This is a genomic window from Halopseudomonas phragmitis (genome assembly GCF_002056295.1).
Classification (GTDB): Bacteria; Pseudomonadota; Gammaproteobacteria; order Pseudomonadales; family Pseudomonadaceae; genus Halopseudomonas; species Halopseudomonas phragmitis.
On record NZ_CP020100.1, the window covers coordinates 4,009,789 to 4,035,153 of the forward strand.

A 25,365-nucleotide genomic window follows, 5' to 3' on the forward strand; every position below is an offset into this window, starting at 1 on the left:
TCAGACCTCAATCAAGTCGTACTGGATTTCGTGCTCCAGATAATCGTAAAGCTGCTCAACGCGCAGGCTGAACGCTCCGGAGGTGTAGTTGATGCTGCCGGTATAACCGCGCCAGTTGCCGGCGCCATCGTCGTTGGCCTCGTGGTCAACAACCTGAATGCCCGTGAACGAGCCAGAACCCGGAACCTCCGATGGCACCAGCGCTTTGCGCTGGCTCTGCCAGCGAATCTGCACCGTACCAGGCTGCAGTGGCGCACCAGGAATCACCCCGCTCACTATTCCGCCGGTGTCAGGTGTTGCCGTCATGGGCGTGTCGACATCGAACGCGGCCTGCTCATACGCGAATGAGATAGTGCTGCCCGTATCCGGTGTGGCAGCCAGGAACAGCACCAACCGGCCACTGGCGTAACTGATAGTGCCGGTACCACCGGCCCCATCCAGCTCGCCCGCCCCGTTGTCCAGCAGCGTTTTACTAACACCGCCCTGCAGGGTGGTTACGGTCACGCTTCCAGGCTCAATGCCGCCATGCGGCAGTTGGTGCTCAATCCGAATACGCGGCACAGCCCCCACCCCAACATGGGTTTGCAGGTTGTCGTCAATCTGGCTTACGTAGCTGTAAATCAGACTGGTGCCCACATCAGGCAGCGCATTCAGACTGACAATGGCCGACCCGGTGGCAAAGTCCACGCTGCCACTACCCTCGCCCACAAGCTCGCCAGCACCCAGGTCGCGCAGCTCATACCACTTGCCGAGCGCCATGTAGCTGACAGACAACGTGCCAGGCCTGGGCACGGCGTTAGCCAGGGCCAGGGTGTAGGCAAAGCCCCGGTTACCCAGTGTGATGTCAATCTCACCCGTCACAGACTGGCCGGTGATCGCTGCCGCCGGGCGGTAGGTCAGCGTGGCATTGCCAGTAAAGGTGGTTGGGCGCCAGGCGTTGATCTCGCCGGTTTCGTAGTCGACAGTAATGCGGGTGAAGGCATTGCTGCCGCTGCGCCACGTCAGCTCACCCTGCCCGTCATCGGCATACACCCCGCCGCCAATGCTCAGCGACAGGCTGCTCAATGCGGCCGGAGTGGTGACGAATGCCCGGCTATGGCCGGCAACCACCTGAGCAAATACCAGGGTTAGCGTTCGGGTATTGGGGCTGGCCGGCACAACAAAGCGCCGGCGAGCACCGCCCAGCTGATCTATCAGAGCGCTCTCACGCATGGTACTGGGCACCAGTTGGGCATACACCGAGCTGACATTGATCGACATATCCCCGGCGGTGATTGCCTGGGCCAGCGGGCTCAGGCCAAAGTAACGGGCCGCGTCAGCCACCTGTGTGGCCAGCACCAGGGTTTTGGCCTCGCCAGACAGGTTGGTGGCGGTTGTTCCTGTGGGCACCGCCTGCCCGCCAGCGAACCGGCGCAGCAGCGGCGCACTGATGCTGATCGCCAGCCGCCGCCGGGTGAAGTTTATGAAGTTGCCGTTGCCGTAGTCGTAGATAAACTCCTCGATAGTCGGGTCCACTGCCTGAACCCGGACATACTGGGAATCGTTACCGGCCACCAACTGGTACACCTCACCCACCTCCGGCACCCGCGCTTCAACTCGCTGAATGGCCGTGATCGCCCGCTGCCCGGCGAACTGATCGCCCAGCAACTCAAACTGAGCGGTAGTGCTGGGCACCACGTAGCCTTCGATAACCGACCGGGCATCGCGGCGTTCGTCGGTCTGGCTGTTGGAGTTGAACAACAGCACACTGACACGGGGATCCTCTGGTGCCTGGGTGACAATCGAATGCGCCCCCAGATAGGGGTCAGCATTATCGGTCAGCACACCGGCAAACGCCTTGCGCAGGCTGATACGGCCCAGCGTTCTGTCCAGGCGGCTGATATCGGGGAACAGGTTGTTCATCTCCCCATCGATCACCGCCTCACCGGTGGCCCGCCCGCCGCCATCTTCTTCATCTGTCAGGCGCTGGGATTTCAGCAGTTTTACGTCATCGACGTTGATGGTCATGCATTTTCTCCGGGCATAAAAAAACCCGCACGCAGCGGGTTTTGAAGAGTTGTTTCACTATCGATAACTTATCTTTGAGTCTGTGATCTCGACATCATCATTAAGTCCTGATATCCGCACAAGCTCAGCAATATCCTCAGGAATGAAGGTGCATTTTGGCCCCTTCCTGACCTCAACCAAACGCATAAATGCCAGCTCACCACAGAGTGGCAACCTGAAGCACTTACAGAGCATAGAGCCCAACACGGCAAACTCGAACTCAAGCTGGTACATCTGATCAACGAAAAAAGGACCTTGAGAGTTCAGCCTATACATGCGACTAGTCGGGCTATAAATGACCCGCCACTCTTTTTCTTCTTTAAATCCGACGCCCTTATAACTAGCCAGCTCACCCTTGATTTCAGCCAACATCCTGATGAAATCGTTTTCGACTTCTGGCCGTTCCAATATATCAGAGCGGACCATCTGGTTAATTATCGGCCCGTACCGCCGGGCAAGGTTCTGCATTAGCGACCCAACCCTTGAGTCAGCCGCCCCTTTGTCGTAATACACAACCTCCCTGAACTGGAAAATCTCAGATAGGCTCTCTCGATCTACCTCAAATCCCAAACAGACCCCTGTTCCATCGCCCGCATAACCTCGCCACTGCGATAGCTGGTCCCCGTTCTCGCTAAAGCATGAAACATAGTACTCATGCTCCGCAGAGTGCTCGTCCATCCGCTCAACAAACTCATACCCAAATCTGTCATCAGCCAAAGCATCAGAGATAAACTCACGCCCTACATGCAGCTCGCGATGATCATTCATCTGACGAACATCACGCATCCACAGGTGCTTTGACTGAATAATGCTGAAGAAAGCCTGCGGGGTAGTGTAGTGATAGAAGCGTTCAGCCATTCGATTGCCCCAGTAGAAAACCTCAAGATCAACCACAGCCGCGACAAAATCAAGCTTTCAGACTAGTCCTCCGGCTCTGGCGGCGGGGCCACGGTGATCAGTCGCAGGGTGAGTTCATACTCGGTGTCTGCCGGGTCAACACACCGGAAAATCGGGCGGGCCTGCACTGGTGCGCCACCCACCCGATTCCAGGTGACGAAGTGCTGATCACCACGGGGCAAGGTCAGGAGCATAACCGCTCCAAGGGCACCCCGCTTGGCCTCCAGCGCCCGAACTGTATCCAGCGTGAACCAGGCGCCACCGTTGCTCTGCAGGGTAATCGGGCGGCCGTACAGCTTGCCGCCCTCCTGAATCACCATCGCACCGGTCAAGCTGCGCTCTTGGGTTTGCTCAACGGGGTTCCAGTCCCATTCATCCACCCACTCCATTTGATCGCCGCCCAGGGCCGGGTCAGCAGACAGGTCAATGTCATCAAGTATCAGCGGCATCAGTTGATAGTCCTCAGTCCGGCCTGCTCAAGAATGCTCAGCAATGCGGCCTCCTGGCCGTCTGGCACAGCCACATCAACAGCTCCACCCTGCGACTCCAGCCGGATCACTGTTGTAGGTTGAGTCTGAGCCGGGGCTGCCGGAGCGCCAGGCGCGGCGGCGGCTTGTACCTCACGCCGCTTTTCGCGCTCGGCCTGTTCACGGGCAAAGGCGGACTCAGACTCAATCCGGGTCAGCATGCTGATTGCCTGCTGCAGGTTCTGAATCGAGCGGTTATCCCCCGACGCTCGGGCCTCGGCCAATTGCATCTGCAGGTCTGCGCGGCGGTTGGCCATGCGCCGCCGCTCGATTTCGTCCTCACGCCCCTGCAGGCGGTCCAGTTCATCCTGCAGGCTTTCAAGCGTGCTCTTGGTGCTCTGAGCCAACCCATCCATGCGCTGCTTGACGCTGGCCAGGGCCGAGTCCAGGCGACTCAGGTCGGACGCATCCAGCAGGTCGAGAGTGGCCTTCAGGCCATGGGCAGCCGACCGAAAGCTGCTCAGGCTGATAGTACCGTTCTCATAGGACGCCATCAGCTGCTCAAGCTGCAGCTTTTGCTCGAGATAGCTTTTCTGCAACTGGTTGCTGGCCAGCAGAGTCTCATCGGCAAACCGCGCAAAGGGGTTGCTCTGGCGGAACCCGTCAGCCAGGTTGCGATGCAGCTCGCCCAATTGGCCGTTTACCTGCTTGATTGCGTCCTCAATCCCTTTGACACTGCTCAAGTCAAATGACAGATCAGTGTTGTTGATCTGCTTCATCGAGTCGAAGGCGCTCAGCGCGGCCTCACTGAGGTTTGCCAGCGATGAACGCGCCTCAGTCAACACCCCACCAAAGAAATCAGACCAGTTGGCACGGCGCTGCTGGCTGGCCTTGGTCTCTTCTTCCTGAGCTTTTTTTGCCGCCTCGGCCTGATCCAGCATCGCCCGGGTGGCCTCGTCGAGACTCTTGGTCAGCTGGTCCTGGCTGCCTGCCTGATCGTCGGTCGACTCCTTAAGTTTGGCCTGCTGCTGCTCCAGCTCCTTGACCGCCTTGTTGTATTCCTTAGCGGTTAGCGACCCGTCCTCATACAGCTTGGTGATTGCGCTGCGCAGTTTGCTGATGTCAACGTCAGTCTTGGCGTCCTTGATGGCCCGCTGAACATCGTTGAAATCACCCAGCGCGTTGATGACATCCTCGAGCCGGCGGGCCGTTTGCTCGGACTCGCCACCCAATTCCTGAATGCCCTCGGCCAGCAGGTTCAGGCTCTGGGCGAACTCCTCCTGGCTGAGCTTGCCATCCTGATAGGCTGCCAGCAGCGCCTCACGCAGGCCCTTGTATTGCTCAATGGTCTTGGCGGTGTCGATCAGCGACAGCGCCTCAGCCATACTCTGGATCTGGTTTGTACCGGCAAGGAAGGTTTGCAGCAGTTGCTGGGCCAGCTCTTCCTGCTTGGCCACTACCTCATTAACCGCTGCATCCCACTGGTCAACGGTATCGGCAGAGGCCTCGGCGGCGGCGTCTTTGATGCCCTTATTGGCTTTGTTGGCGTAAGCCCAGGTTGTGTCCCAGGCATTACGGATGTCCCTACCGTCCTGCTCAATCTGGTCAACGAAGCCATCACGCAGCGCATCCAGTGCTTCACGCGCACTCTTTACTCCGGCGTGGATCTTCTCGCCGCCGAAGATGTCCGGAATGCGCTCGGCTATTTCCTCAATCCCTCTCAGGACCAGCCCCCACAGGCCAGTCACTGCCGCGCCAACCGTGCTGACGCCCGCCGTCAATCCATTGAACAGCGTTCTGAATGGAGCCAGAAAAAGCTGGATCCGCAGCATGGCGTCTTCCAGCTTGTTACCGAAGTCGTTAAGCCAGGTCGATGCATCATCCGTCAGCGTGTTGAAGTCGATATTGCCGAGCTTGACGATGAACTCTTGGACCTTCTCGGCACCCTGGATAAAGGCATTTGAAAGCGCCTCGGCAAGGCGCTGCAGCCGGCCATCCGTGGCCATTTCGGCAATGTAGTCGCCAACCGCCTCTAACCGCCCCTTGAGGTAGTCGATCATCCCGGCGTTGCCGACCATCTTGTAGAACTCGCCGAGCCGGTCGGTCAGGTTCTTCCACAACCCCTCAATGGTGCCCACCCGGGCCGCAGCAGCGGCGCCACCATAGGACTCAGTGAGCATATCCATGATGATGGCCTGGGCCTCGGCCATCTTGCCGGTGGCCTCCAGGCGCTTGAGCAAACGGTCTTGCCCAGCTTCGAGCTTGAAGCCCTGCCGCCCCAGCGCTTCCATAGCTCTGGACGGGCTCTGTAACGCCTTGCCCACGGTTTCAGCAGACGACTCAACGCTGATACCCAGGCGCTGCGCCTGATCAATCGCAATCTGCAATGCCTTGGGGAACTGCTCGCCAACGATATCGGTGTAGGACAGCAGCCGGGTCTGCGCATCAACTATCTGCTCACCCGTGAACAGGCTGTTACGCTCCAGCTCATCTGCCATCCTGAGCAGTTCGTCTGCCGTAAAACCCGCTGCGCTGCCTGTCGCCTCAAGTGCCGCCTGGAGCTGGGCCAGAGATTGCTCCTGATTGCTGCTCTCAGCAATGACGCTGCGCACCCCTTCGCGCAGCAAGTCATAACCCCGGCGCACCAGACGCATAGCACCGGACAACGAAACATACGCCGCAGCGTAGGCAATGATGGTTTTCCCCGCCGAGGCCATCGAAGCACGGGCAGCATCAACCCGGGACCGGTGTTCTTGTGTTGCCCTTGCTGCTGCGCGCTGCTGTCGCTCCAGGTCGCGCAACTGGCGGGAATTGTCCTCAGACGCCCGCCGGGACTTCTCTACTTCGCCACTCAAGCGCCGTTCTTCGTCTGCCAGGTTGCGGGTATCAATTCCCGCACCACGGGCGGCTTCCTCGGCCTGCTTGGTGGCAACCGTCAGCTTGTCCAGCTCACGGGCGGCCTTGCTGGCTTCGCGCTCAGCTTCACGCAGTGACGTTGCCAGCCCCTTGCTATCAGGCGCTCTATCCAACTCGCTGCGCAGATCCTCAACCCGCTTCTCGGTGCGATCCAGGGTTGCCTGGGCGCGCTCTGCTGCCTCGCTGGTGGTCCGGAACGCAATGGCCAGCCCCTGGGCATCTTTCGCCCGGTCCAGTTCCTCACGGACGGACTCGCCTTCCTTGCGGACCTTCTCCAGCGCCTCGGCAATCTTGCGCGCCTCTGGCGACAGATCATCCTTGCCACGAAACACGAACTGAATCAGGCGGTCTTTGATGCTCATGGGGTTTGTTCCAGGCAATAAAAAACCCCGCCGGGGCGGGGTTGTGAAAGTTAGATTGGCCAATCGGCCACAATGCCTACCTATTTAACAGGAACATGCAGCTCGGTCAGTTTCCAGCCAACAAGTCCAGATCGACGGAAAACAAAGTCTGCAACCTCGCCGGCCTCATTCGGTACCACAACAACAAAGCGATTCAAGCCCCGATACCCCATCGAGGCATCAGCGAAAGGCTCTTTAACTGACCGCGATGAGCCGTCTTGACTGGTGCTTGCAGAGCCTCCGGGCGACTCACCAGCCATCAATGCAGCAAGCCCCGAAGGGGTAACCATCCCCTCCAGCAAACCGTCAATCATTGTGGTAGCCAAGGCCATACCCATTGCTGCAAACGGGTTGTCTCCCAGTTCCCTGCCAGCCTCAACCATGATGCTGGCAGTCATTTGTTCCTTGAGATTCTGGCGAACAGATGGGAAGTCAATGTACTCCGACATTTCCGGCGCATTACGAGCCTCGGTCGCTGCTTTCAGACTGTTAACTGCCAGATATGGAGACGCATAGATATAGCCGGCAAAAACCACTGCCAACCCTACCCCCAGATAAGCCAACTTGCCTTTGCCTGTTTTTACGCGGGCGCGCTTGCTTACTGGGGCTGCTTGCTGCTGCCGAGCAAGAACCTTGGCAAAGTAGACATCGCAGTTTGGGCACTTGCCTTGGCTGGATGCCTGCTCAGCCATCGTCAGTTCATAGTTGCAAGCCGGACACTGGTTCATAGGGTTTCCCTCCCATTATTGAGAAGGAAACCTTACCCCAGGTTGTGGCACAGTGCCAGATCAGGCGGCGCGCTTGACCTGCCGCATGGTGTAGAACTGCGAGAGCCCCTGCCCTACGCGGGTCACGTCCTGCAACGCCTCGAAGGTTACAGCCAGAGCCGCGTAGTCAGTGCTGCTGACCGGCAGCTCCTGAATGATGTTGATCTTCACGCGGTGAATAGTTACGTCATACACCTCGCCATCCTGGGCATCGTTCATGCCGGCAAAGTGCAGTGTCTTCTCACCCTGCGTTGCCTGAGCTAACACCTCACTGACATCAGCCGCCAGACGGGTGTAACCCACGGTCAGAGTACCCGGCGACATGCTGGTGTTTTCGGTCAGCTGGATGCCGTAAGGGGTGACGATGTAATCAGTACCCACTTCGCCGGCACTGGCCGCCGACTCACTCACAGTGATGGTAAATGCGTCATCCTCTGCAAAAGGGGTGCTGCCAGCCGCCACAGTGAACGCCAGGCCACCACCAACAAACGGAGTGCCAACCGTGCCAGAACCAATCTGGATATCTCCCGGGCCAGTAAGGGTGAAATCAGTCTCACTGGTCAGCGTGACAGTGTAAGCACCCACGCCGGCAGTAGTGACGCTCAGACCTGAGACTTGACCGTCACCGGCATTACCCATGGCGGCCTCGCTGGCCACAGTTTTCTGTGTCAGCGTGACCGTCACAGGCTGAGAGGTATCAACCAGGTACTTGAACACCACCAACTCACGGGGCTGGCCGACAACAGGCTGCAACTCACCAGAAACCTCACCGGCAGCGACACTGTGGATTACCGCGTTCAAGTGATGCGCCAGGTTGGCCGGGGTCACATCATGAAGGGTGTACGAACCGGTCACGGCGGTTACTCGAGTCTTCGAGTTGTTGTTGCCGATGCCGGTGCGGTAGTTCGGCAGAGCGCGCTGCTCCGTTGGGTGCTGCAGCGCCAGCGAGTGGCTGTTACCAACCTCAAGCAGGCCGCTGGCCGCTTGATAGTTTTTCGACGACAGCATGCCGACGCCGATGAACGAGCGATCTTGTGCATGAATCATTGCGAACTCCTGAAAAGAAAAAGCCGCTCACTGGAGCGGCTGGACATAGGTGACTTGCAGAGGCATGACATGGAACGCCCAGCGCCTGCCCTGCTCTGGCGACACTGTCGGCTGCGCGGCAAATGAGACAAGCTGCACCCCCTGAACGGAGTCGAGACCAGCCTTATTCCCGGCGGTGGCCACTTTCACAGCCAGCCTCAAAGTTCGAAGCTCAGCAGCGTATTGCCGTTTGCGAGTGACCGGAACGATGTTGATGGTGACCTGCTCGCGCACACTGTTCTTCATGCGCGGGGTCTCCTGACCAAAGCCCAGTTCGATGGTGTCTCCTGGCTGCAGTACGATTAAGCTGTCCGGCAGCCCAGTGTCTTCATCATCGAACATGGTCCGCACATCACCCTCTTCAACATGCCCAGCCGGCGCCAGTAAGGTCTTGAGGGCTTCGATGACTTCCGATTGAACGTCGCGTATTGGCATGTCAGGGCACCAGATAGAAAGTGATCAGATCGCCGTCGTCACTGGCAATGCCATCCAGATGCCAGTTTTTACCGACCAGGTACTTGACCGGCTCGATCGAGTTACTGCGCACCCCGCCCTTGCGGTCATACGCACCCAGCGCGGCTTTGCTGACACAGACCGTTACCACCCGGTCAACGAACCCGGAAACCTCGTTGATCCGCTGTACATCCGTATCAACGATGGCATCAAGCCCCTCAACCGCTACCGATCCGGCAGCGGTGAGGAAGTCGACTCGCCCATCCTTGAGCGTTTCAAGCAGGGCGGTGTCCATGTCGGCCATTGCAGCAGAGAAGTCGCTCACGGCTTATTCCTCCGCCGTTCCGGCCCGGGCGATAATGCCTTGCTTCAGCAGCTCTTCTTCGAGCTCCGGGGTTGGAGGCTGGTACGGCTCGCCCTCGATGTAGGTTTTGCCGGACTCCTGAATGCAGCCCCAGACGACAACAAAACCTACAGCGGCTGCCGGGGCCTCAGTTGCTCCGGCATCAGGCCCTTGCTCGGCTTGCGGCTTCTTAGCCGCTTTGCCAGCCACGTCACACCACCTTGGCGTAGATGAAAGCGTCCGGCTCAAGGAAGCCAGCCATGGGCGCGCTCTGCAGCTTCAGCCAACGGACAGACGGCTCTGGAGTGACCCAGCTCTTCGGGAAGCGCGCAGCTTCTACCATGCCGCTCTCGATTGCTTCCAGGTCCTGAATTGCACCGTACAGCATCGCATTGCGAGTGTTGCTGGCACCGAGAATCAGGCCGCCCTCGGGAATCATCGGCTGCTCGACTTCTTCATCGTCCAGGTACCATTCGTCGTAGGCGTACAGGTCCAGGCCCGGGTCATTCAGGTAGCCGAGATAGGTCACGCCGTCCGGCAGCTCTTCCGGCTTGATCATGCCCATGTCTACGCGACGGGTGTTGAGTTGCTTCATCACCATGTCGTTGGCCTGGAAGGCCGCAACCGCTTCGGCGCTCAGCACAGCAGTGTTGGCAGTGCGGCCAGAATCCTTGGCGATTTTGCGTTTCCAGGCGCGCAGGTTGGCGATAGGATCCGAACCATCAACATTCCACTTGTCAGTGGTGAGAGTGATCTTGTGGTCAGCGGCCATGAGGAAATCAATGGTGTCATCAACACCTTCGCCGACCACACGAATCTGGCCAGTAGTCAGGGCCTGAGCGCACTGCCACTCTTCACGACGGATGATCTCGTCATCCAGGTCGCGCAGGTCCTCGCCCAGTTTTTCAGCAGCTCGTTGCGCCGGCGACTTGGCAGCGTATGGCGAATCACCAGCCGCCCGCTTGAGGATCAGGTCAGCAGTGGTTTCGCGCTTGGGTTGAACATACGGCGGCGCGTAGGTGCTGCTGCTGTAGCCTTCACCCAGCGATACGCTACCGGGCAGCTTCGGATGCACGAACGGCGCCATCTTGCGCTTGCCTTTGACGATATCGATGTCAACGGTCTTGGTGCCGAAGGTGCGCGGGTTGGAGCCGTTGAAGAACGTCGCCATCAGAAACCGACGCGGCGTCTTCATCTGCTCGACCGCCTCGAGCATGGTGCGAGTATCAAAAATATCCATCTGTGGTGCTCCTATCAGCGGATGAACAGAGAAAGGGGACGCAGCGCAGCCTTCACGCTAGCGATGGTGTGGCCGGCACCGAGCGTCAGCTGGGCGGCAAGTACTTCACCCGTCAGCATCACTGGCGCGGGCGCGGCACCTTCGGTGGTGTCGACAGCCTCTGCCAGAATGACATCCGGCGTTTCGGACCCATCTTCGGCGGCTGCCAGAGACAGCACATACTCATCACTGGCGGTAACCTTGCCCAGAACGGCGCCGGCAGCCAGGACCATGCCCTGAGCGATTACCACCGATTCCATGACAACGGGGAAATGGCCAGCAGCAAGCTGAACCGGTACATAGGTAGAACGGATCGGGTTAGCCATGTGGCCTCCTGTCAACGACGATTTGCACCAGCGGCAATCGCGCTGGCAGTGGCGGCCCGCTCAGCAGATTCGCTCTCCGCCGGCGGGGTTTGGGTGGTGGTGCGGGTTGCATCAGCCTTGATGCCAGCCAGGCTGATGCCGCGATCCTGCGCGGCCTTGAAAAGCTGCAGGGCGGTGGCTTCAACACTGGAGCCATCGTCGATTGCGGCTTCGATTTCTTTCTCGAAGCCCGCAGCCGCAAGCGCCTGAATACCCTTAACACGGGCACGCTCTGCGGCGACCGCATCGGCGGTGATGGCCTTCTCGTCGACCGCTTCCAGGGCGGCAATCTGGATGGTGTTCGGGTCGGTACCGGCAGCCAGCGCCGCCTGCAGTTCCGCCGTGGTCTTTACAGTTGTCATGGTGAGTTTCCTCGGGGTTGCGGCCGCTTTGGCCATTTCGGTAATCAGGCCCTCAAGCGAGCCCAAACGGTGCGCCAGCCCAGCGTCTACTGCCTCCGCGCCGACTCGCAAACCGCCGTGGTCGCCCATCTCAGGGATGCGCTCGACATCAACGCCCAGGTTGCGAGCAACCTTGGCAACGAATACGCCAGACATGGAGTCGATGGTTTTGCTGAGCACTGCACGCCCCTCTTCCGTTGAGAGGTCAGGCCTTTTGTTGGGGGCGTTCTGGCTGGTGATGGTGTAACGCTTCTCGCCTTCCTTGGCGTCGCGGATCAGCACCTCGGTAACAACGCCTATGCTGCCAACCAGCGCTGTGTCATCAACCACCAATTCGCCAGCCGCGCTGGCCAGCCAGTAGGCTCCGCTGGCGACATAACCGCCGCCATAAGCCTTGATTGGCTTGCGCTCACGCGCCGCATAAATCATGTCTGCCAGTTCGTTGATGCCGCTGGCCTCGCCACCAGGGCTGTCGATGTTCAGCACAATGCCCTTAATCTTCGGGTCATCGAGCGCGACTTGAAGATCAGTCGCCAGCTCTTGCGTGCTGGTGGCACCGCTGATACGCGTGAACAGGTTGGCGTAGCGCATGATCGGGCCAGTGACCGGGATCACCGCGATGCCATCCCGCACCGTAACGCTGTGGGCATTCTCCAGCGGCTTACCGATCCTTGCCTCCAACGCTTCCGGCTCACCCTGACGATCAGCGATTGCCATCAGGTTATCCAAAGCGTCAGGCAGCATCAGCCATGACCGCGACGCGGCCAGCTCAAATGCACGTGGCATGGGGTTTACTCCTGATTGGTGTTTGGTGCTTCTGGCTCAGGCTGGGCACCCTTGGGCAACTGGTAGTTGCCACCTTTGCGGCGCTGATCAATCTCACGCGCTCGCTGGCGATACACCTGTTGCCAGGGCTCGCCGGTCATAGCCGCCGTCTCCAGCGTCTCGTTGCTGACGCCGATCTCAATCCGCTTGCCAGCAGCGTTGGCTTCCTTGAGCTCGTCGATAGCGCCCCGGGCCGGGCCAATCCAAAGCGCCTGACAATAGGCCTTGCGCTTGATCGGGTCGGCGTAGCCCGGCAGATCGATCAAGCCACGCGCCACCGCTTCGTCGATGATCAGTTCACGGCTGGGCTGACAGAAGTCGCAGGTCAGCCACCACCGGCGCAGACTGTAGAACCGCCACGCCTGTAGCATGGCAGCACGGGCGGCGCTGTAACTTGAGCTGTAGAACAGCAGGATCTCTTCGGCGGGCAGCTCCAACGCTGCGCCGATCTCCTTCACGACAGCCATGAAGAACGGGTCAAACTGTGCATTGGGTCGCCCCGGGTTGACGGTGGTTGCTTTCTCACCACGGCCAAGGTCGATGATGGCGCCCTCGCCCAGCTGTATGTCGCCGCTGCTTTCATCATCAGTCGACGCCCCCTCGCCACCGTTCACAAGGCTGGAGAGGCTCATCTTGTCTTCGTCAAAGTCGCCGCTTTTCTCGATGAACACTGTGAACATGGCCGAGACAACGGCGGCCATCAGCTCGGCACTGCTGTAGCGCTCCAGCTTCTGCAACGGCTCCAGCACCGGTGCGAGATACGGAGCGCCGCGCTTCTGGCCGGGCCGCTCTTTGTCGGCCATTACGTGCAGCACTCGCCGCCGGCCTGTGATAGCGCCGAACGCCTCAAGCTTGTCCCAGCGCAGCACGGCACCCGGCGTCAGCTCGTTCGGGTAGCCGCTGCAGACGTGATACCGTACTGGCGCGCCAAGGGCATCGAACTCCACACCCTCCACAATTCTCGCTGTGTCCAGCCCACGGCTGGGATTGCATAGCCGGTCGGTCTCGATCAGCTGTAGCCGGGTGCTGAATACGCAACCCGTGCGCTCCTCATCCGGCGTTGATACCAGCACGTCACCACCAACTAGCGCAGACACAAGCACCAAGGCCTGCAACTGGTAGTGGTTGAGGGTGGCCTCGGCATCGCACTCGCGCGGGTCATCCGCGTAGATTGACCAGACTCGGTCAAGCTCGGCATTCAGCGCATCGCCTTCTTCCTCGCTCAAGCCAAGCGCTTCGTGATCAACCTGAGCGCGGCACACCAGCCCGGTACCAACCACATTGGTGCGCAGCCGCATGATTGCCGCCCTAGCGATCAGGTGGTTACGCATGGCGTCCCGCGAGCGCGACACCAGCATGCTGCGCTCGCTGCTTACCAGGTCCCGGCGCGGGCTTCCCAGCCCCGGAATCCAACTGGCCATACTGCGTAACATGCGCGATGCACCACGCCAGCGGGTCTCGCTACCGCCACCACCACCCTGGGCTTTGATCTTGGGCTGGGCAACCTGACGGGCCAGCTTGATCGCCTCCTGCATGAGCAGTTGCTCGGGAGACTTCCTGAAGATACCCATGATCAAATCTTCCCGTAGGTGATGCGACTGCGCCCGCGACCACGCAGTGCGGCCTGCTCAGCGGACACTTCGCGGGCAATCTGCGACTCCAGCATCCGCAGGCTGGCCAGCTCTGCCCGCTGAACTTCACGGTCACCCTTGCGAACGCGCTGCCCCTTCTCAAGGATGGCCTTGATCGACGCTCGAACGTCTGCAAGGCGCTGTTGTGCATCGGTCATGGTTCACCTCAGTGCGCCCGACCGCGCACCCTGCGTCCGCCGCCTCGGGCAGCTTTACGGGGTACAGCCGCGACAGGCTCTTCGCTATTGAATAAGTTGGGTTGCAGCAGTTGCTGCTCAAGCGCGTCCCAGTCGGCATCACGCATGATGTGAGTCTTCAGGCTCCGCGCTGCATGCAGGGCGTACACCTCGCAGTCCAGCGCCTCATTGCGCCGACCTGCCTTTTTCTGCCAAACCATCTTGCTGGGGTTACGCGGATGCGGTGCCAGCACCTCGTTGGTCACCTGCTCGTAGTAGTCACTACGAATGTCGCTGTACCAGTGCATCCTGCCTGGGCCAGCCCCTTTCAAGCGCAGACGCTGATCAATCAGCGTCTTGGCCTTATGGGTACCCACGATGAATGGCCGCAGACCGTACTTCGATGCCTTGGTGTTAGTGGCGTTGGTATCGACGGTGGGGGCTGGCTTAACAAAAATCTCTCGATCCCTGCTGTCAACCGACGCACCCTTCACCGCCATGATGCTGAAGCGGGCGCGGGCGCGCACGTAGGTGTACACCGCGTCGCTGGACGTACCGTCAGAGCAGTCGATACCCGCTGCACTGACCACCATCTGGCAACCGTGCTCGCTCTTGACCTGTGTGGCCAGCAGCTTGTCCAGCTCAACCCATACCGGGTCTTTTACATCCAGCGGGTTGCCGTGCAGTTCGCCCCAGTACAAACGCCAGGATTCCTCACCTCGCCCCCAGCCAACCATCAGCACCGCCAAACGGTCATGCTGAACGTCGACACCGACCGTGATCAGCAGCACGCCTTTCGGAGCAGTCAGTTCACCGTAGGCCTCGGCCCGACGCTCCAGCTCGTCGGTCTTCGGTGCATCACTCTGGTATTCGTAGCTCTCGCCCTTGGAGCTGTTCACATAAGCGATCATCGGACCGATGTTGCCCTGCGCTGCAGCGTGCTCGGCCTGCAGCTTCTTCTCCATGAGCACTTCAAACCGCGAGCCGTAGAACGTCGCGTACAGCTCGTTGAGGATGTACCCGGCAATGCCACGGAACTCGGCGGTGGCCTCCCAGCGCCCTCGCTTGAGGTTCGCGTTTTTCTGGTTGTCGTCCCAGCGCGCGCCGCAATGCGGGCAGGCGTAATAAGTCAGCTCGGGCCTGTGGTTGCCGTAAACCTCATGCTGGTAGTCCGGATCCTCCGGGCAATGCAGGTGATCAAAGCTAAGCGCATGCTCATGGCCGCACTCGTGGCACGGCACCAGGCCAACGCGCTTGTCGGACAGCTCCAGCTCGGCATCGATTGCCGATAGCCCTTTGATCGTTGGCGTACCCCCGATGATGATCTTTGACCGCCGAAAGGTTTTCAGGCGCTCCTTCGCCAACTTGATGCTATCGCCCTGCCCGCGCAGGTTCAGGTTACAGTCGTCTGGTTCCTCGACCGCCACCCTCGGCACCGGCGTGGACTTCACGCTGGCCGGGCTGTTGGAGCCGACCAGTTTGAGAAAGCCTCCGGGGAATTTTTTGAAGTCCTGCCGCTGCTGCAGCTTGCGGCTGCGCAGATCGATCTTCTTCCGCAATCGAGGGGTTGCCTCAATCATCGGCTCCAGCTTTTCCGCTACGTACTGCTTTGCAGCCTCAGCCTTCGGGAACAGCACCAGCACCGGGGATGGGTCAATATCGATCCACTTACCCAGCGCATTGCCCAGCACGCCGCTGGTCCATGCTACCTGTGCCGACTTACGGCCAACGATCTCCATAACCGCAGGATCATCCAGCGCCTCCAGCGGCCCGCCTGGCCAAATTAGGTGCGGTGTGACTTCAAACCGGTACTTGCCGGGACGCGCCGCTTCTTCCGGCGCTAGCCAGCGATACTTGATTGCCCACTGAATGATGCTCATCCGAGGCGGCGGCGACCATTTGCGACAGGCTCGACGCAGCGACTTAGTCGCCGTCTTCTTCAGCAGCCTCCGGATCGTCCGGTTCGTCAAGATCCCCGTCTGACGGGTCTTCGTCATCAGGGTCATAGTTCGCCAGCTCTCTGAGAATGGCCTCGATAGGATCGCGTATCAGTTGGTCATCGACTTCAACGCCATACCGGGCAGAAAGTTCACTCGCCAGGTTCTCCGGCAAGGTGTTCAGTAGTTCGATTTTTGCAGCGGTGATCATCGCCTCGAAGCGCTCGATCAGTTCTTCGGCCAGCACCACCTCTTCCAGCTCGCGGGCAAGCGCCAGTTCCTCGCGGTCACCCTTGATGCGGTCCAGCCGCTCGCGGGCAGTTTCCCGCTTGCCGTTGAGAGCGGCGACCTGCACCAGCCACTCGATCACATCAGCAGTGTCGTACACGTTCTCATTGCCGCGACCGAGCCCAACCTCAACCACCGGCATGCCCGCGTTCTGCCAGCGGGACAGGGTGCGCTCATCACGGCCGACAATCTCACCGAGCTCAGCCTTATTGACTTGCTTGCCCATGCGCTAACACCTTGAAAAGACGGACATCCCTAGCCAAATTTCAGCTAGAGCGAAAACACGAGTCGAATTACCCGTGTAGGGGCCGGGGGCCCAGGGAGGACCCGCTCGCACCAACTTGGTGCCAGTGCGCAGATTTCAACCAGACCGCCCAACCTTCAGTACCGCCCTATCAATTGCGGCCTCCGCCAGAGCATCATTCTCAGCAACCTGCCGAACGATCTTGTGAAAGTCGAACCTGCGTGAGTAGCTGGGCTGCCGCACAAACAGCAAAACCACAGACATGCTTTTGCCACGCCGCTCAGCAATCCCTATCGGCTTCTTACCCCGCTTGATAACGAAGAACGCCTTAGCGTGACCCTTCGCAAGGGACCGCCTGCTTTGGGTGGCCACCATTGTTGAGCCCATAGGATTGTCTGCCCCAAGGCCTGACATGATCTGCTGCATGTGCCCACGCGACAGGTTGCCGTATGCATCCAATCGAGCGCCTGGCCCAGGGGCGATGAACATGTCAGAGGGCAGCGCGCCAATCTCCCGCAGACGATACTCAGAGCGTTTCACACGCCGGGCACCGCCGTAGACTTGTGGCTCAAACCAGGCCTCCGGGGCTTGCTGGCCACCTGCGCCATCCTTCTCATCCTTAACCCATATCGCAGCTTCAGGGCTTGATGCTTTCGCATACTGAACCCGGAACGCATTCAGGGTGAACGGCGTCGGCCTATCGAATGCCGAATGGGCCCCAGCCTGAAGAGCCTTGACCCCTTCACCGGCTATCTCGTTGATAGCCAGGGCCAAGGCCCGATTACCGTCTCGCCCCATTGCCTTGAGGGCGGCCAGCGCATCATCCAGATCGGTTAGTGCCAGACCTGCCGAGAACATCAGTTCTTCCCGACTGTGTCGCGGATATCCTTCACGATATCCGTGATCGATGCATGCTCACGCTGGGCAGCAAACACGAACCAGCCGCGAACCAGCACCCAGGCGGGCAAGCCGGCGGTGAAGTAGATGCCCGCGAAGGCAATCAACCCCTCGAACGTCTCGGCCCATGCGTGCAGCTCCAGCCACTGGATCACCAGCGCCCCACCGCAAATTGAGGCAATCACAGTACAGATCAGCGCAACCGCCCATTCATGCCTGGTCGCCGGGCGGGTCATGATCATGACCACCACCGCTGCCGCCGTTGCGCCAAACACGATGCCGAAGATTTTGGCAATGCCGATGCCGGCCAGTGCGCTTGATGCCGGCTCGCTCATGTCTCGTATCCTCATAGTGATATCCCGGGCAGCGCCCTGGTGGCTGATGGGAATAAAAAACCCGGCACAAGGCCGGGAAGGCAAAGCGCTTGGCTAACGCTTTCGCTCTGATGAAAAAACAAAACCCCGACCGAAGTCAGGGTTTTGAGTGCCGGCCTACCAACCGGCGGGGATTTAACTTTGGTAGCGAGAGGCGCTTGCTCCAGGCGCACTACTCAACTGATAGCGCCTTTTTACCCCTGTCCCCGGATGGCGTAAAGGGGGGATTATCGCCACCTGTGCCGGTAGTGTGTGGAACGTGTGTTGAACCCGTGTACGCGCCAAAAACAAACCGACGAACGGTCATCAGGCTGAACGCCTGAACCACGGCAGCGCCTTGATCAGGCATGGCTCCAGGGTCTCATGCAGCCGGTGCAGGCGGTCTTGGTAGACATCCTCGCTCTTGTAGCGCATGCGCCGCCGCTGGTGCTCCACCAATGGCATCGGGTCGGTCAGATACCGCACACGGGCCAACTTCGACAGCTCAGCCCCCAGCGGATGATTGAGCCGCACCTGGACCAGCGCAGCCTCGACAGCCTCGCCAATCAGCCCCATGTCGCCGGCATACAGCGCCACACCGCTCGCCCCGCCAGTACTACGAATGATCTCGCCGCCATTATCGATCAACGTGCCCAGCACGCACGGCAGCGCCGCGACAGTGCCGCGCCGGCGATACTGCTCACCCCATGCAATCAGCGCCTTTTCGACTCTCTCAATCATAGAAGCCTCCCGATTGGTTCAGATCAGAGATGATCCATAGAGGCCCGCAAAGCAGCGTCACGACGCTGCAGAACCTCAAGGCGCTCCAGAACGTGAAGGTAATCCGGCAGCCACTCACCAACCAGAATGTCCTCAGCCAGATCACCCTCACCCAGCAACGTGAAAAGATACCGCACACCTGCAAACGGCCCGTCAGTAGCCGGGCTGATCCGCTGATACACATCGTAAACGTTGCTAACGCCATCCCAACGATAGAACTCCTCACCATTCAGTACGGCATCCATATCGGCGCCATCAGGCCATTCGATCAGCTCGGCCAGATCAACAGCCACCTTGGTCCACTCGCCCTTCTCAACTCGATAAACCGCCATATCAATCCCCTTTTTCTCTCTTTGAACATAAATCAGACAATGTATTTTCTTCTGTCTGAATACTGTCTGAATATTTGTCTGGAAATATTTAATTAAAAAACAATAACTTAGTTAATAATCAGACAGTCAGAAAGATAAAACGCACAAATACATTCACGCGCACGCCCGCGTGAGAGCATCCGAAAAAAAGCGTCTGAGCGTCGGAATGCCCGGAATAGAGCCCATGCGAAGCGTCTGAACAAGTGTCTGAATACTGTCGGAATGTCGGAAAATCACGCCGCCAAGCTCCTTGCCTGCTCACTCACAGCTTTGTGAAACACCCTGCACTGGTCACCAACCTCGGCCAGCCACTGCTTGTCCTGCTCTCTGGCCGCCATTGCAGGGGGCAAATAGATACGGCATGTCCGGTGCCTGTCCATTTCGTGCGGGTAGTGGATATCCTTGCGCACCTGCTGCATATCGCGCATAGCCTCCTGGTAGAACTCGCGCTCCCGGCGCTTAAACTCATTGGCCCGCTCACACCACCGGCAGAAAGCCCGGTACAGGTCACCCGCAACCACCGCACCCACCGGCCAGTCCGTTTCCCCCCGCAACCAGATCCGAATGAAATATCGGGCGGGAGTCAGACTACCCTCAATCAACTGCTCCTTCTCCGCATTGAGGGGCGGCTTAGTATGAGCATTAAAGCCAGTCATATCCAAGTTCAGCAGATAGTGATAGAACGCCTCGGTCCCTCCCCCCGCTATCTCAGCCAGCAAATTGTCGAAGTAACCTTGAGGCGGCACCTTATCAACATAGAGCACCATATAACGGCGGTCACCATCATCCAACTCAAGCGGAACCGTTGAGTTGGAAAGAAAGACAAAATTCAGATGGTTAGCTTCTTCCCGTAGACTCTGCATCTTCTCATTGATCTGCAGGGTCTCCCCCGTAACCAAGTGCTTAAGCAACCCCTTGTAGTGCCGCATTTCCTGCCGGCTCACAACTTCCTCGGCCAAGGCGAAGAGCTTTCGCGACTGCCAGCCAGTGAACTGGCTTTCAAGCTGCGCCTGGCCAATCGTTACACCGTACTCGCCGTAAATTCGCTTGACCACCTTCTCCCATACAAGCGACTTACCAGGCCCTTCAGCACCAAACATGACGATAGAAGTCGACATCTTTGCCCCTGGGTTTTGCAGCGGATATGCGATCCAGCGCAGCAAAAAGAAATACTCGTCCTCACGGTACCCACAGAGCCGCCAAAGGTGAGCCAGGATCAACGCGCACCCCTCCCTGCCGCGCTCATCCGGGGTTAGCTTGAACCCATCATAAAGATTCAACAGAGTCGCCCGACATGCACAAGTCGGGTCAAACACCACATCTTCCGCCACCCGCCTGCTGGTACTTTCCTGCCAAAGCTTCAGCCTCTCGCGTCCAACTACCTCACGCAAAGCCGTCATCTTCACCATCCGCCGCCGGTTGCAATCCCAAACCAGGTCGGTGCCGTAGATCAGCACAAAATCATTCAGCAGCTCCTGCGCCCCAATCCGGAACACCCCCTCCCCCCCAGCGTGTGTGAGCGCGGGCGGCAAATTTTCAGCATCGGCCAATGAATCGCACACACCAGAGGGGGCGCCGGGGAGATCATCAGCACCAAGCAAAGGCGCATCATCCCTCACCGCCGGCAAACTCTGCCGGGCTGACCGGTTGTCCAACCCCAGTATCTGCGCCGCCGCCTTTGTCGCGGCGCGCACATCGCCGTCATGCTCCAGAATCCGGAACACGTCAAACGCATCATTTTGATGGTCATTGCACAGCGGGTCAGACGCGTGGTGCGAGTAAACCCGCCCATCCGTTACAGTCACACCGGGCAGTCCGCTGGAACTGCTCGGTGCCAACCACTTGTTGCCCCGGCGCTCATACCCGTGTGCTGCCAGCAGGCTCTCCACGTCATGCGCCCGGTTAAACTGCTCGATCACATCCCCGCCACCACCAGACTGCGGGGGTGCAGCCCTCGCCGGGTGACGAACAACCGCAGCCGGCCGGGGCACCCATGGGCAGGCGGCAAGCGCATCACGCTTGAACGCATCCCAATTCAACCACACCGCCAACAGCGCCTGCGGCAACACTGGTAGACCAGCGTCCGCGTCCGGCGCAGTGCGCCAGGTGTACGGTTTGCCAGTATCTGGATGGATTGATGGCGGCAGCACGTCCTGCACCAGCCCTGCGCGCAGCTCAAACACCGTGAATCGCTTGATCTTGTCCGCCTCGGCCTTGGCCTGCGCTTCGGCTTCCGCATCGCCCGCTTCCTTGGCGGCCTTGGCCTCTGCCAGCAATGCCTTGAAGCGCGACCCGTCCGGGTCATACTGGTGCGGCCAAGTCAGCGAATGTCGGCCCAGCTCCACCCCCGCCGGCACACGGAACAACACCCGAAACCGCTGAGGGTTACCCACAACGGTCGGGTTGCTGTCTGCCATCGCATCCAAATCAACGCCCAGGAGCTCGCGCAGCGCATAGCGCGTCCACTCCACATCATCCACATCCAGAGAACAAACCCGGCTTGGGCCCAGCACCACCCCAAGATTGTGCTGCGGGTGACGCTGCCAAAATCCCTCGGCCGACTCTGGATCAGTGTGGTAACCGCCAGGCTGGTTCCAGCCCATACCCTTGGGCGCCTTTTCACCAGGCTCAATTGAAACCAGTGCCAGGCCAAACGTCTCAATGTACCGCCGCGCCCACGTGCTGGTGGGGGCTTCTCGCTTTTCAGTCATTTGCGCCGCTCCCGCAACCCTTGGCAATCCACGCACGTCTCCACCCCAGGCAGCGCCTCGCGGCGCTTGAGTGGAATGGGCGCATCACAGTCCAGACAAAAATGGTGGTCAATAGCGGGCCGAGCGGCCCGCAGACGGCGGGCCTCAAGCGCATCACTGAGCATCTGCTCAGTGCGCTCGGCACCGATATCGCAGAAATCAGCCATTGGCCTCGCCCTCCATTGCCTGCCGCGCACCTGCCATGATGCCAAGCACCTTAGCGATCACCGCATAACCATGGCGCTCCAGGTCCTCGACCTCATGGCGCTCCCAGATATTGTCAGCAACGCCGTAGCCCAGGCTTGACACAAACCGCCCCTCAGCCTCCAGCAGCTTGCCCAAGGCTTGCAGCGCGCCATTGGTGGCCGGTACTGGCGTTGGGCGAAAGAAAAGCCCGCCACGCTGGCGGGCATAGGCTTGGTCGATGCGCGGGTCATCCGTCGCCTCAGCCACAGCCATAAACTCGGCCAGGCTCAGACGGTGGGTGGTGTTTGAAATGCTGACCTTCTTTTGGAAGGTCCCCGGGTCTACAGCAACCGAGTAAGCCAGGGCCGTCTGGCCCCCTCGGTAATCCCGGCTTGCCAGGTAAATGGCCTGATCCAGATCCGGCAGCACCGGCGCATCAGGCAGCAAACTTGCTCTGCTCATGGCGTTAAATCCCCTCTAACGCCGTAGCCAACCGTTAGGGCATCCCCTATGATTGAACTCACGACGCATTCAGACATGGCTGTGTCGTCGGCCGGGCGGGAGACTGTGGTAGGTGGACCGCCCGGCCAACCCTTTTTGCTAGTTACACAAGGACTTTGTTATGGCAAAAACCTCCATCACTGATCACCGATAACCCATACAAGCGATGTCACGCGGCCTTGTTCGAGTCATTGCTGTTGCGCAGATAGCCCCAATCGACATCAGGGCGGATATCCTCGCAAGTGACCGCAGCACCGCTTGCAATATCAATACGAATAGCCAATTCAGCGCTCGCCCGGCGACCGTATGCGACCTGCTTAATCTGCCCGGGAGTCGTACCGCAACCGAAAGCAAAAGCCTCCAGTTGCTCGCTGGTCATTGGCCTTATGTACTCCAAGAGTCCCATAGGCGTCTCCCATGAAATGCCGAACCGGATTGCATTGTTTACCCTTTGGTAAATAAATGTCAACACCGTAAGGTAATTTACTTTCTAGTAATAGATAGAGATCATCAACGGATGAAAATTCATGACATCCGGCGCGCCAACCTTGCGGCCATTATCGAAACCAAATTCTCTGGAAAACAGAGCGCCTTTGCAGCGGCAGTCGAACGCCAGGCGAGCTACATAAACCGCTGCCTGCTACCGCCTGAGAACAAACACAGCAAACCTATCGGGGAGAAAATTGCACGACACATAGAAAAAGCTCTGAACTTATCACCTCTCGCCCTGGACTCCCCCATCGGCTACAGCACCGAAGAACGCCAGTCATTTTCGGTATCAGAGCCAACCACGCACTATGGTCTCAGCCCAGTTGAACCCTGGGACGACGAGACCCCGCTGGGCGAGGACGAAATAGAACTGCCATTTTTCAAAGAAGTCGAGATATCAGCAGGGACGGGCTCAGAAGTTATGCTCGAAACAACAGGCAGAAAGCTCCGCTTTGGGCGGCGCACCCTCCAGCGCAAGAACATAACCCCTGAATGCGCAGCATGCGCCACAGTCACCGGGAACAGCATGGAGCCAGTGCTACCAGATGGCACAACGGTCGGGATTGACACCTCCCAAACCATTATCAAAGACGGCCAGATGTATGCCATTGATCATGACGGCCAACTCAGAATCAAAGTGCTCTATCGCAAGCCCGGCAGTGGCCTACGCATCCACAGCTACAACAGCTCAGAGCACCCCGATGAAATCTACGACCCAAGCTACGTAAACGAAAAAATCCGAGTGATTGGGAAAGTATTCTGGTACTCAGTCCTCCTTTAATCCTAAATATTTACCAAAAGGTATTGCTATAGAGTTTTACCATTAGGTATATTTGCGTTGAACCCACCTACCACACAGGTTCAACGCCATGTCTACACAATGCAAAATCTACCTGCACCCGGCTGCAGCCAGTAACCCAGCGACTATCCGGGCCATTTGCGCCCATACCGGCCTGCTGATAGTCGTCGGCCGCAACCGAGCTGCTGCCAGCCTCACCCGCCGCACCACCACCGGCCCAACCGGAGGTGACGCAGCATGATCAAACTCACCGCCACCAGCCGCGCACTGCTGTCAGCCTGGATCGAGCTAACACAGGCCTCAGTCACCTGCTACCTGCAAACCGCAGCCGGCATGCGCACCCCTGCACAACTCCGGGTTGAGCATCAACCAGGTCGCGTGCAGCTCACCCTGCGTGCCGCCGGCACCGTCAACAGCATCCGCCTGCCCACCGGCCAGGCCAAGCACACCCTAGCCACCAGCGCCCAGCGCTGGATTGAGGACTGCGCCAATGGCCGGCTGGAGAGTGCTGCATGACAACAGCCGAAACCCGCGAGGAAGTCCTGACCGAGATCCGCGGCAGCCTCATCGACCTCCGCAATGCTCCTCCTGGCGGTAGCGCCCACTTTCGAGGGGTCCATTACGGCATTGCCCACGGAAAAATCTGGATGGCTTGCACAGCAGGATTCATCACCTACGAGCAGGCAAAACGGCTCGGCGCCTTGGCTCTGAATGCTTCCCATCACCAAGAGTTGCAGGAGGCCAACCATGCCTAACCTAACCCTGCAGCAAGCCGCCCGCCTGCTCGGCACCGGCAAAAACCGGCTTATCAAGCAGCTCAAAGAGCGCGGCATTCTCGACCACCAGCGCCTGCCCCGTCAGGCAGACGTAGACGCTGGCCGCTTCGTCATCGACCTGCGCACCCACACCGGCAACCCACTCTGGAACCAGGGCAACGGCCAGGTGTACGGCGTCACCCTGGTCACCCCCAAAGGCCTGCGCTGGCTCGCCCAGCAGATGGGCGTGCAGATCACCAACACGGACAAGGGGGCCGCATGATGGGCATGCCCAACCACACCAGCCGCCCCGTGCTGCACCTGCTCGACACCGCCATCGGCGCGCTCAAACTGCATGCCCTGCACCTGGAGCACCCCACCGCTGTCAACAAAGACATAGCGCTGGACGCAGGCCGCGACGCGCTCGACCACCTGCGCCTGATCGACCGCGAAGCCCTCCAACTGGCCGAGGCCTACCGCTGCGTCAGCGCAATCGTAAAACCGCCCCTGAGCGTCACCGTAGCGCCCACCACCACCGGCATGCTCACTGCCACCATCATGGACGGCACGCACGCCCTACAGACCATCCAGGCCAAAACCCCCGAGGGGCTGGCCGAACTCGTCCGCACACGCCAGCGGGTGAGCGCATGAGCAAAGAGACAGACACCCTGCAGCAGCTCCGGCGGCGCTACACCCGGCCATATCTCACCCTGGCCGAACTGCGCGCCGACCACCTGCCGCACATCAACACAGACCGGCACCTGCTGCGTGAAGTGGCCGAGGGCCGGGTAAACATCAAAATCAGCCGGCTGCACCCCTCAAAGCGTGCACCCCGGGTGATCAACCTGCCGGACCTGGCCCGCTGGCTCGACCAGCAACTGGAATCCGGCACCACCAAAGCCGCAGACGCGGCCTAACCACAGCCAATGGCCTACCAACCTACCAAAGGCAAAGGAGAACCC

Annotated in this window: 30 protein-coding genes; 6 read left to right on the forward strand and 24 right to left on the reverse strand. The window is 59.4% G+C overall.

The window, feature by feature from the left end; translation table 11 throughout:
- The 24 genes from BVH74_RS18895 to BVH74_RS18650 form a co-directional block, all read right to left on the reverse strand.
- On the reverse strand, positions 1 to 2,007 hold the full coding sequence (locus tag BVH74_RS18895) for a hypothetical protein (RefSeq protein ID WP_177344560.1): 2,007 nt from the start codon (positions 2,005 to 2,007) through the stop codon (positions 1 to 3).
- Between the two features lie 57 nt (positions 2,008 to 2,064).
- Positions 2,065 to 2,904, reverse strand: coding sequence for a DUF2971 domain-containing protein (locus tag BVH74_RS18540; protein WP_080051535.1), 840 nt, complete (start codon positions 2,902 to 2,904; stop codon positions 2,065 to 2,067).
- A 62-nt stretch (positions 2,905 to 2,966) separates the two neighbouring features.
- Positions 2,967 to 3,392, reverse strand: coding sequence for a hypothetical protein (locus tag BVH74_RS18545; protein WP_231705547.1), 426 nt, complete (start codon positions 3,390 to 3,392; stop codon positions 2,967 to 2,969).
- Entirely contained in the window at positions 3,392 to 6,688 is a 3,297-nt protein-coding gene (locus BVH74_RS18550; RefSeq protein ID WP_080051536.1) for a phage tail length tape measure family protein, read from the reverse strand. Before BVH74_RS18550 ends, BVH74_RS18545 begins: the two co-directional genes overlap by 1 nt.
- Positions 6,689 to 6,768: 80 nt before the next feature.
- Positions 6,769 to 7,455 carry a DUF2939 domain-containing protein gene (locus tag BVH74_RS18555; RefSeq protein WP_080051537.1) on the reverse strand — a complete coding sequence of 229 codons (687 nt, stop codon included), beginning with the start codon at positions 7,453 to 7,455 and terminating at the stop codon, positions 6,769 to 6,771.
- 60 nt (positions 7,456 to 7,515) lie between these two features.
- Positions 7,516 to 8,541: a hypothetical protein gene (locus BVH74_RS18560; RefSeq protein WP_080051538.1), complete on the reverse strand. Its 1,026-nt coding sequence runs from the start codon at positions 8,539 to 8,541 to the stop codon at positions 7,516 to 7,518.
- Between the two features lie 27 nt (positions 8,542 to 8,568).
- The gene (locus BVH74_RS18565; RefSeq protein ID WP_080051539.1) at positions 8,569 to 9,015 is read right to left on the reverse strand and encodes a hypothetical protein; all 447 of its coding nucleotides are present in this window, start codon (positions 9,013 to 9,015) and stop codon (positions 8,569 to 8,571) included.
- 1 nt (position 9,016) lies between these two features.
- The gene (locus BVH74_RS18570) at positions 9,017 to 9,358 is read right to left on the reverse strand and encodes a hypothetical protein (RefSeq protein ID WP_155121747.1); all 342 of its coding nucleotides are present in this window, start codon (positions 9,356 to 9,358) and stop codon (positions 9,017 to 9,019) included.
- Between the two features lie 3 nt (positions 9,359 to 9,361).
- Positions 9,362 to 9,586: a hypothetical protein gene (locus BVH74_RS18575; RefSeq protein WP_080051541.1), complete on the reverse strand. Its 225-nt coding sequence runs from the start codon at positions 9,584 to 9,586 to the stop codon at positions 9,362 to 9,364.
- A gap of 1 nt (position 9,587) precedes the next feature.
- Positions 9,588 to 10,616, reverse strand: a complete 1,029-nt coding sequence (locus BVH74_RS18580; RefSeq protein ID WP_080051542.1) for a major capsid protein — start codon at positions 10,614 to 10,616, stop codon at positions 9,588 to 9,590.
- Between the two features lie 14 nt (positions 10,617 to 10,630).
- Entirely contained in the window at positions 10,631 to 10,981 is a 351-nt protein-coding gene (locus BVH74_RS18585; RefSeq protein WP_080051543.1) for a head decoration protein, read from the reverse strand.
- Positions 10,982 to 10,992: 11 nt separating this feature from the next.
- Positions 10,993 to 12,207: a S49 family peptidase gene (locus BVH74_RS18590; protein WP_080051544.1), complete on the reverse strand. Its 1,215-nt coding sequence runs from the start codon at positions 12,205 to 12,207 to the stop codon at positions 10,993 to 10,995.
- A 5-nt stretch (positions 12,208 to 12,212) separates the two neighbouring features.
- A complete protein-coding gene (locus BVH74_RS18595) occupies positions 12,213 to 13,817 on the reverse strand; it encodes a phage portal protein (protein ID WP_080051545.1) in 1,605 nt (534 codons plus the stop codon).
- 2 nt (positions 13,818 to 13,819) lie between these two features.
- Positions 13,820 to 14,035, reverse strand: coding sequence for a hypothetical protein (locus BVH74_RS18600; RefSeq protein ID WP_080051546.1), 216 nt, complete (start codon positions 14,033 to 14,035; stop codon positions 13,820 to 13,822).
- A gap of 8 nt (positions 14,036 to 14,043) precedes the next feature.
- On the reverse strand, positions 14,044 to 16,059 hold the full coding sequence (locus tag BVH74_RS18605; RefSeq protein ID WP_373279468.1) for a phage terminase large subunit family protein: 2,016 nt from the start codon (positions 16,057 to 16,059) through the stop codon (positions 14,044 to 14,046).
- On the reverse strand, positions 15,977 to 16,504 hold the full coding sequence (locus tag BVH74_RS18610; protein ID WP_080051548.1) for a DUF1441 family protein: 528 nt from the start codon (positions 16,502 to 16,504) through the stop codon (positions 15,977 to 15,979). Before BVH74_RS18610 ends, BVH74_RS18605 begins: the two co-directional genes overlap by 83 nt.
- 135 nt (positions 16,505 to 16,639) lie before the next feature.
- Positions 16,640 to 17,380: a hypothetical protein gene (locus BVH74_RS18615; protein ID WP_080051549.1), complete on the reverse strand. Its 741-nt coding sequence runs from the start codon at positions 17,378 to 17,380 to the stop codon at positions 16,640 to 16,642.
- Positions 17,380 to 17,754 carry a hypothetical protein gene (locus BVH74_RS18620; RefSeq protein ID WP_177344561.1) on the reverse strand — a complete coding sequence of 125 codons (375 nt, stop codon included), beginning with the start codon at positions 17,752 to 17,754 and terminating at the stop codon, positions 17,380 to 17,382. The genes BVH74_RS18615 and BVH74_RS18620 overlap by 1 nt, the downstream gene beginning before the upstream one ends.
- A gap of 345 nt (positions 17,755 to 18,099) precedes the next feature.
- Positions 18,100 to 18,513, reverse strand: coding sequence for a hypothetical protein (locus tag BVH74_RS18625; protein WP_080051550.1), 414 nt, complete (start codon positions 18,511 to 18,513; stop codon positions 18,100 to 18,102).
- A gap of 23 nt (positions 18,514 to 18,536) precedes the next feature.
- On the reverse strand, positions 18,537 to 18,884 hold the full coding sequence (locus tag BVH74_RS18630; RefSeq protein ID WP_080051551.1) for a hypothetical protein: 348 nt from the start codon (positions 18,882 to 18,884) through the stop codon (positions 18,537 to 18,539).
- Between the two features lie 272 nt (positions 18,885 to 19,156).
- Positions 19,157 to 21,634 carry a bifunctional DNA primase/polymerase gene (locus tag BVH74_RS18635; protein WP_080051552.1) on the reverse strand — a complete coding sequence of 826 codons (2,478 nt, stop codon included), beginning with the start codon at positions 21,632 to 21,634 and terminating at the stop codon, positions 19,157 to 19,159.
- Positions 21,631 to 21,840, reverse strand: coding sequence for a TraR/DksA C4-type zinc finger protein (locus BVH74_RS18640; RefSeq protein WP_080051553.1), 210 nt, complete (start codon positions 21,838 to 21,840; stop codon positions 21,631 to 21,633). The genes BVH74_RS18635 and BVH74_RS18640 overlap by 4 nt, the downstream gene beginning before the upstream one ends.
- Positions 21,833 to 22,321 (reverse strand): phage regulatory CII family protein, encoded by a 489-nt coding sequence (locus BVH74_RS18645; protein ID WP_080051554.1) that lies wholly within the window; start codon positions 22,319 to 22,321, stop codon positions 21,833 to 21,835. The genes BVH74_RS18640 and BVH74_RS18645 overlap by 8 nt, the downstream gene beginning before the upstream one ends.
- 208 nt (positions 22,322 to 22,529) lie before the next feature.
- A complete protein-coding gene (locus BVH74_RS18650) occupies positions 22,530 to 22,739 on the reverse strand; it encodes a transcriptional regulator (RefSeq protein WP_308417521.1) in 210 nt (69 codons plus the stop codon).
- Between the two features lie 138 nt (positions 22,740 to 22,877).
- Between BVH74_RS18650 and BVH74_RS19075 the strand changes: the two genes are divergently transcribed.
- The 6 genes from BVH74_RS19075 to BVH74_RS18680 all read left to right on the forward strand — a co-directional run bounded on the left by BVH74_RS19075 (position 22,878) and on the right by BVH74_RS18680 (position 25,320).
- Complete coding sequence (locus tag BVH74_RS19075; RefSeq protein WP_080051556.1) at positions 22,878 to 23,630, forward strand: S24 family peptidase; 753 nt, start codon at positions 22,878 to 22,880, stop codon at positions 23,628 to 23,630.
- 255 nt (positions 23,631 to 23,885) lie between these two features.
- Positions 23,886 to 24,164, forward strand: a complete 279-nt coding sequence (locus BVH74_RS18660; protein ID WP_080051557.1) for a hypothetical protein — start codon at positions 23,886 to 23,888, stop codon at positions 24,162 to 24,164.
- Complete coding sequence (locus BVH74_RS18665) at positions 24,161 to 24,403, forward strand: hypothetical protein (protein ID WP_080051558.1); 243 nt, start codon at positions 24,161 to 24,163, stop codon at positions 24,401 to 24,403. Before BVH74_RS18660 ends, BVH74_RS18665 begins: the two co-directional genes overlap by 4 nt.
- A complete protein-coding gene (locus BVH74_RS18670) occupies positions 24,396 to 24,686 on the forward strand; it encodes a phage antirepressor KilAC domain-containing protein (protein WP_177344562.1) in 291 nt (96 codons plus the stop codon). The genes BVH74_RS18665 and BVH74_RS18670 overlap by 8 nt, the downstream gene beginning before the upstream one ends.
- Complete coding sequence (locus tag BVH74_RS18675; protein ID WP_155121748.1) at positions 24,683 to 25,054, forward strand: hypothetical protein; 372 nt, start codon at positions 24,683 to 24,685, stop codon at positions 25,052 to 25,054. The genes BVH74_RS18670 and BVH74_RS18675 overlap by 4 nt, the downstream gene beginning before the upstream one ends.
- The gene (locus tag BVH74_RS18680) at positions 25,051 to 25,320 is read left to right on the forward strand and encodes a pyocin activator PrtN family protein (protein ID WP_080051561.1); all 270 of its coding nucleotides are present in this window, start codon (positions 25,051 to 25,053) and stop codon (positions 25,318 to 25,320) included. The genes BVH74_RS18675 and BVH74_RS18680 overlap by 4 nt, the downstream gene beginning before the upstream one ends.
- The last annotated feature ends 45 nt before the right edge of the window (positions 25,321 to 25,365 follow it).